General features: G+C 73.6%; 4 protein-coding genes. 2 read left to right on the top strand and 2 right to left on the bottom strand.

Features of this window, described 5'->3' with window-relative positions; all coding sequences use genetic code 11:
- The first annotated feature begins 355 nt into the window (after positions 1-355).
- Both AC068A_RS36615 and ligA read left to right on the top strand, forming a co-directional pair.
- Positions 356-1,204, top strand: a complete 849-nt coding sequence (locus tag AC068A_RS36615) for a MerR family transcriptional regulator (protein ID WP_478590616.1) — start codon at positions 356-358, stop codon at positions 1,202-1,204.
- 304 nt (positions 1,205-1,508) lie between these two features.
- Positions 1,509-3,572, top strand: a complete 2,064-nt coding sequence (gene ligA / locus AC068A_RS36610) for an NAD-dependent DNA ligase LigA (protein WP_478590615.1) — start codon at positions 1,509-1,511, stop codon at positions 3,570-3,572.
- A 177-nt stretch (positions 3,573-3,749) separates the two neighbouring features.
- Here ligA and AC068A_RS36605 read toward each other — a convergent pair whose 3' ends face one another.
- Both AC068A_RS36605 and AC068A_RS36600 read right to left on the bottom strand, forming a co-directional pair.
- Entirely contained in the window at positions 3,750-6,329 is a 2,580-nt protein-coding gene (locus AC068A_RS36605; protein WP_478590614.1) for an ABC transporter permease, read from the bottom strand.
- A gap of 115 nt (positions 6,330-6,444) precedes the next feature.
- Positions 6,445-7,227: an ABC transporter ATP-binding protein gene (locus AC068A_RS36600; protein ID WP_478590613.1), complete on the bottom strand. Its 783-nt coding sequence runs from the start codon at positions 7,225-7,227 to the stop codon at positions 6,445-6,447.
- Between the last annotated feature and the right edge of the window lie 288 nt (positions 7,228-7,515).

Raw genomic sequence — 7,515 nt, 5'->3', positions numbered from 1 at the left:
GCGGAGGCGCCGGCCAGAACAATACGACGGGTCCAAGAACGCTCGAACATCAGAATTCTCCACTCGGTATGGAAAGGGTTTTATGAGCCGCCCTGCGGAGCGGGCCGGGGATTGGATTCCGGCCCGGGCTCTTCCGGGAGTTCCCGGTGGGGCGTACTTCAAATAAACCCTGCGAGCGAAGGCACGTCATGACACTGGAACACGTGCCTTGACGGCAGCGGCCGGCCTTGATAAACATCCGCGCCTCGCCACCGTTCGCGCGCCGGGGCCGCTCCATGCGCAGGCGCTGCTGCCAGAAGCCTGTCTCCTCGCCCGTTCTTGCCCCTGCCCCAAGGGCAAGGGGCATAGTCGCCCCGTGCAAGACGACTTGATCACCATCGGAGAACTCTCGGCCAGGACCCGGCTGAGCCCCAAGGCCCTGCGCCTCTACGGGGAGCGGGGGCTCCTGCCGCCCGCGCGGGTCCACCAGCACACCGGAGCCCGGCACTACGGGGTCGAGCAGGTGGAGCGGGCCCGCAGGATCGCGCTGCTGCGTGCCGCGGGCATGCCCTTGGCCGACATCGCCGCCGTCCTCGCCTCCCCTGCTGACGAGGCGGTGCGGCTGCTCGATGCCTACTGGCGCGCCCAGGAGGCCACCCACTCCGCCCGGCGCGCGATGGCCGCCCACGCGCGCCGGGTTCTCACCGAAGGGACCCAAGGGAACGAAGGGATCCCGCCCATGCCGGAAGACCTGTACGCCATCGCCGAACGCGGCGTGCCGGAGCAGCAGGTGATCAGCGTGCAGCAGCACGTCACCGCCGACGCCCTCCCCCGGTTCCTTGCGGAGGCCTCCGAGTTGCTCTTCGCCCGCCTCCGGGAGGAGGGCGCCGACCTGTGCGGGCCGGTGTTCGCGGTCTACCACGGGCTGGTCGACCAGGACTCCGACGGCCCGGTCGAGGTCTGCGCACCGACCCGCGCCGTCATCGCGCCGGCCGGGCGGATCGGGGTGCGGCTGGAACCGGCCCACCGCGAGGCCTTCCTGCGGATCACCAAGGGCGACGGCGGCTACCCGGCCATGCAGGCCGCCCACCACGCGCTCGCCGAATGGCTCTCCACCCGCGGGTTGCGTTCCAGCGCCTCCGCCCGGGAGGTCTACTACCCCAACTGGGCCACCGCCCGGGAAGAGGACCACGTCGCCGATGTCGCCTGGCCCTTTGGGCCGTAGCTGTGCGCCGCTCCCGTTCGCGCGTCGCCGGGGTCAGCCCGATCGGCGCCCGGCCGCCCGGGGCGGGGAGGGTCCGGTAGCCGGACGGGGTGGACGCCCGGGGTCAACTCCTGTTGGGCGGCGGCGAGTTCCAGCAGCCCGTGCAACTGTGACGGCTGCTCGGGTCGAGGGCGGCGAGCAGGTCGTCCTCGTGGGCCGCGGCCGCGCGGGAGACGGCTCCCGGGGTGCCTGGCTCGTCGGCGCGGTGCTGCGCCGACCGGCAGGGCGGGGGCCATTGTCAGACCCCCGCGAGAGGATCATTCCCATGACGACTCCTACCGCCGTTGAGGCGCTGTTCAGCATGTCCGACCGCACCGCGTACGAGACCGCGCTCCTGCGCCTGCGCGAGGCCTCGCAGGCGTATTACGGCGACGGCGACAGCGCGTTGGACGACGCCTCGTACGACCGGCTCCGGCTGGCCGTCCTCGCCTGGGAGAAGGAGAACCCAGCCGAGGTTTCCGCGGACTCCCCCACCGGCTTGGTCGCCGACGGCGCGGCTCCGACCGGCGACATCGCGCACACCACCCGCCTGCTGAGCCTGGACAACGTCTTCGACGCCGAGGGCCTGGTGGCCTGGGGTGCCTCCGTCCAGCGCCGGCTGGGCCGTGCTCCGGAGGGCGGGTTCACCGTCGAGCCGAAGGTCGACGGCGCGGCCGTGGCCGCCCGGTACCGCGACGGACGCCTCGTCCAGATCATCACCCGCGGCGACGGCAGCCACGGCGAGGACGTCAGCCATGTCATCGGCCAGATCGACGGCCTCCCGGAGCAGTTGGCCGAGGCGGCCACAGTGGAGGTCCGCGGCGAGGTGGCGTTCACGCAGGAGCAGTTCGAGACCGCGAACGAGGTCCGCACCGCGCACGGCGCGCAGGTCTTCGCCAACCCGCGCAACGGTGCGGCGGGCACGCTGCGGGCGAAGGACCGGCCGTACCGGCTCCGGATGACGTTCTGGGCGTACGGTGCGGTGGAGCTGGACGGCGAATCGTTCCTGCCGGCCGAAAGCACGCATGCCGAATCCCTTGCTGCTGTGGCGGCTGTCGGGGTGCAGACCACTGCGGACTCCCCCGCGGGCCTGCACGTCGTCGCCGACCTCGCCGAGGCGCAGCAGCGGGTCGACGCGATCGCGGCCATGCGTGCAGAGCTCCCGGTCGGCATCGACGGCGTGGTCGTCAAGCTCAACGACGCGGCCGAGCAGGAGGCGGCCGGGTTCGGCACGCGGTTCCCGTACTGGGCGATCGCGGTCAAGCTGCCCGCGGTCGAGCGGCAGACGGTGCTGGAGGACGTGGTGTGGGAGGTCGGCCGCACCGGGGTCCTCGCTCCGACCGCGATCCTCGCCCCGGTCGAGATCGACGGCTCCACCGTCACCCGCGCCACCCTGCACAACCCCGCCGACATCCGCCGCCGCGACCTCCACCTCGGCGACACCGTGACGGTGTACAAGGCCGGCGACATCATCCCGCGCGTCCAGGCGGCCGTGGTGCGGCTGCGCCCGGCCGGGGCGGCGCAGGTGCCGCTGCCCGAGGCGTGCCCCCGCTGCGGCGGCGAGATCAACAAGGCCCAGGAGCGGTGGCGTTGCGCGAAGGGCACCTCGTGCGCGCTGCCGGCGCTGATCGAGTACGCCGCCGGGCGCGAGATGCTCGACATCGACGGCCTCGGCAAGACGTACGTGGCGTCCCTGGTCGATTCGGGCGCCGTCACCGACGTCGCCGACCTCTTCGCCCTCACCGTCGACCAGCTCACCGCCGCGTCCGGCAGCGCCAAGCGGGGCGCAAAGCTCGCGGAGCAGATCGCGGCCGCCAAGTCCCGGCCCCTCAGCCGCGTCTTCTGCGCGCTGGGCGTCCTCGGCACGGGGCGCAGCATGTCCCGGCGGATGGCCCGGCACTTCGGCACGATGGACGCGATCCGCCAGGCGGACGCGGCCGCGATGCAGGACGTGGACGGGATCGGCCCGGAGAAGGCACCGGTCATCGTCGAGCAGGTCGCCGCCCTGGCCCCGGTCATCGACAAGCTGATCGCGGCGGGCGTCAACATGACCGAGCCGCAGGAGCCGTCGGCGGCGCAGGGCGCGGGGCCGCTGGACGGCAAGGTCGTCGTGGTCACCGGCAAGATGGCCGGGCCCCTGGACGGGTTCGGCCGGTCCGAGATGAACGCGCTGATCGAGAAGGCCGGCGGGCGCGCGGGCAGCAGCGTCAACTCCAAGACGTCCGTCCTGGTCGCCGCGCCGGCCGCGAGCGGCAAGCCGAGCTCGAAGGCGGTCAAGGCCGCCGAGCTCGGCGTGGAGGTCCTCACGCCGGAGGCCTTCGCCGACCTCGTCGCCGACTACCTGGCCTGACCACCCGGACACCACCGGACACCACCGCGGCCAGGCACCGCTGTCGACGTGTGAAGGGCCGGCACCACCGCACGTCACCGGCCTTCGCCCGGGCCATCTGCGCCACTGAGCCGACGACGGCCCGGGGAGGCATTTCCCCCCGGGCCGTCGTCGGCCGTGGCAGCGCTGCGCGGCGGGTCAGGCGTTCGCGACGGCCTGCAGGGGGTCGAGGGCGGCGGCGCGGCGGGCGGGAAGGGCGGCCGCGGCGGCGCCTACGGCGAGGGAGAGGGCGACGACGAGGGCGAGGGTGCCCCAGGGGAGGGTGAAGGTGTACTGGGGGATGGCGCCGTTGGCCAGGCCGCTGACCTTCCACGCCCCGAACAGGCCGCCGGCCAGGCCCAGCAGGGTGCCGTAGGCGGCGACGGCGAGGGATTCGAGGCGGATCATGCGGCGGATGCCGGCGCGGTCCATGCCGATGGCGCGCAGCACGCCGATCTCCCTGGTGCGTTCGGCGACCGACATGGCGAGCGTGTTGACCATGCCGAGTGCGGAGATGACCACCCCGATGGCGAGCAGTCCGAAGACCATGGTGATCAGATCGCCGGCGACTCCGGCCTGCTCCCGGACGAGCTGGGCGCGGCTGTGGACCTTCAGCAGCGGGCTCTGGTCTACGGCGGCGCGCAGCTGCTTCTCCAGGTCCGCGGAGGCGGCGCCGTCCTTGGTGCGTACGAGGACGCGCTGGACGGAGTCGCGCAGGTGGCCGTTCTGCTGGACGTCGCCGCGCCAGGCGAGGACGTCCTGGGCGGTGGGGTTGTCCTGGTAGATGCCGACGACGGTGTAGGCGCGGTCGCGGACGCCCCGGCCGGGACCGGGGCCGGGGCCGATACTCGCGTCGACCCGGTCGCCGGTGGTGATGCGGTTCTCGCGGGCGAAGCTGCTGGACACTGCGATCCGGCCCGGGCCCAGATCGGTGGCGGAGCCGCTGGTGAAGCGCAGCTTCATCACCTCTCCCACGGTCTTCGGGTCGACGCCGGAGACCTGCCGGGCGAGCGCGCCGGTGGAGAGGGTGGAGTCGGCGACGGCGGAGGCGGTTGCGACGCCGGGGACGGCGGCGAGGCGCTGGAGCGCGGCCGGGTCGACGGCGGTGGTGGTGTTGCGGGTGCTGATGACGTAGTCGGCGCTCAGGCCTGCGGCCGCCTGGGAGTCCAGGGCCCGGCTGGAGGAGTGGTCGATGACGGCCAGTCCGGAGACCAGCGCGGTGCTGATCATCAGGGCGACGGCGGTGGCGGCCGTGCGGCGGGGATCCCGCAGGGCGTTGTCCTTCGCGAGGTCGCCGGCGACGCCGAGGCGGATGGTGAGCCGGCCGAGGAGGCCGATCACCGGGCCCGCGAGCAGCGGGGCCAGCAGGATCAGACCGGTCACGAGGATGCCGCAGCCGAGCAGCGCGGTCCGCAGGTTCGCGTCCGAAGCGTCCTTCGCGTCGCTCAGCGACACCAGCAGGCCGGCGCCGGTGAGGAGTACGGCCGCGCCGGCCGCGCCCCGGAGCCGGGACAGCGCAGCGGTGGGGGGCTGCTCGGCGGTGCGCATCGCCTCGACGGGCGCGATCCCGGCCGCGCGGCGGGACGGCAGCCAGGCGGCGAGGACGGTGACGCCGACGCCGACGGCGAGGGAGGCGAGCACCGGGGCGGGGCCGATCACCAGCGGGCCCTGCGGCAGCAGGTCGTCCGCGGTGCCCAGCAGGCCGGGCAGGACGGCGGCGACGCCCAGTCCGAGGACGAAGCCGAGCAGGGAGGCGACGAGGCCGACCAGGGCCGCCTCGGCGAGCACGGAGCCGACGACCTGGCGGCGGGTCGCGCCGATGGCCCGCAGCAGCGCGACCTCCCGGGAGCGCCGCGTGACGAGCATGGTGAAGGTGTTGATGATGAGGAAGGAGCCGATGAAGAGCGAGACCGCGGCGAAGACCATGGGCAACCGGGAGTGGCTGCGGGTCTTGGTGTCGATGAAGACCTGCTGCTGGTGGGCCTTCGTGCTCGCGGTGGTCGCCTCGGCACGGTCGGCCGGCAGCAGCGTGCCGACGCGCTGGGCGAGGTCCAACGGGTCGGTGCCGGGCACGGCCGACAGGTCGATCCCGGTGTAGCCGCCCGGGGTGGCGAACAGCCGCTGGGCGGTGGCCTTGTCGAACACCGCGAGAGTGCCGCCGGAGGTGACCCGGGTGTCGTCGGTGGAAACGATGCCGACCAGCCGCATCCGCAGGACGGGACCGTCGGTGGCCAGGGTGACGGTGTCGCCCAGGACGTAGGTGCCGGCCGCCGCGGTGCCGCGGTCCAGGGCCACCTCGCCGTCGGTGCGCGGGGCGCGGCCGGCCGTCAGCGGGTGGCGGCTGTCCTTGCCGTCGGGGCCGGGGAGGTAGGCGGCGGCCAGTTTGCCCATCGCGTTGTCAGCGCGCATCGGGGTGCCGTCCTTGGCGGCCAGGGTGACCGAGCCGTCGACGGTCGGGCGGGCCGCGGTGACACCGGGCACGGCGGCCAGTCTGGCCACGAGCGCGTCGTCGAGGACGGTGGTGCGCTCGCCCGCGGGGGTGCCCGGGGGATGTTTCGGGTCCACGGTGACCGCGATGCCGGCGTAGTTCTTCGACAGGGAGGCGCGGTGGGCGGCGGTGGTGGAGTCGGCGAAGACGAGCGAGCCGGAGATGAACGCGACCCCGAGGCAGACCGCGAGGACGGTCATGGTCAGGCGGGTCTTGTGCGCGAGGACGTTGCGCAGGGCTGTTCGCAGCATGGTGGGCTTTCGAAGGGTGTGGGACGGGGGACGACGGGCCGGGGCGACACGCGGCCGATGCGCGGCGCCAGTACGTGGCGCCAGTACGTGGCGCCGGTACGCGATCAGTACGCGGTCAGCGGGCGCGGCCCTGGGCTTCGAACGCGAGCATCCGGTCCAGGACGGCGCCGGAGGTCGGCTCGTGCAGCTCGTCCACCAGGCGGCCGTCGGCGAGGAACACCACGCGGTCGGCATAGGAGGCGGCCGCGGGGTCGTGGGTGACCATCACCACGGTCTGGCCCAGCTCCCGTACCGAGTCGCGCAGGAAGCCGAGGACCTCGGCGCCCGAGCGGGAGTCGAGGTTGCCGGTCGGCTCGTCGGCGAACACGATCTCCGGGCGGGAGACCAGGGCGCGGGCCACGGCGACGCGCTGCTGCTGGCCGCCGGAGAGCTGGGTGGGGCGGTGGGCGAGCCGGCCCGCGAGTCCGACCGTGGCGACGACGGTGTCCAGCCATGCGGCGTCGGGCTGCCGGCCGGCCAGCCGCAGCGGCAGGGTGATGTTCTCCAGAGCGGTGAGGGTGGGAAGGAGGTTGAAGCCCTGGAAGACGAAGCCGACCTTCTCCCGCCGCAGCCGGGTGAGCTGCCGGTCGTTCAGGGCGGACAGCTCGACACCGCCGATCCGGGCCGATCCCGCGGTGACGGGGTCCAGGCCGGCCATGCAGTGCATCAGCGTGGACTTGCCGGAGCCGGAAGGGCCCATGACCGCGGTGAACCTGCCCCGCGCGAAGTCCACGGTCACCGCGTCGAGGGCCGTGACCCGGGTCTCGCCCTTCCCGTACGTCTTGGTCAGGCCGGAGGCGCGGGCGGCCGGCTCGGTGAGCGCTGTGCTGCTGCTGGAGGAAGGGAACGTTTGTGACATGGGTACTCCGCCCTGGCGTGCGACGGCCCGCAAGGAGTTCCGCGGGCCGGGGATGCATCCATCGTCACGGCCCTGAGCTGGGCAAACATCCCTCTGGAGGCGGGAGTTGGCCTCTGCCGAAAGGGCAACGGCAGGCGGATCTCCTCTACCGAAGGGAAGAGGAGCGGGCGGGGGAACTCCGCCTCGGGGGGTCCGGTGGGCGGGGGGGGGGGGGGGGGGGGGGGGAGGGGGGGGGGGGGGGGGGGGGGGGGGGGGGAGGGTGGGGGGGGGGGGGTGGGGCGAGGGGGT

The organism is Streptomyces sp. NPDC043854 (assembly GCF_056436005.1).
The sequence above is the reverse complement of the archived record's forward strand: the minus strand, read 5'-3'. Positions and strand labels throughout refer to the sequence as shown.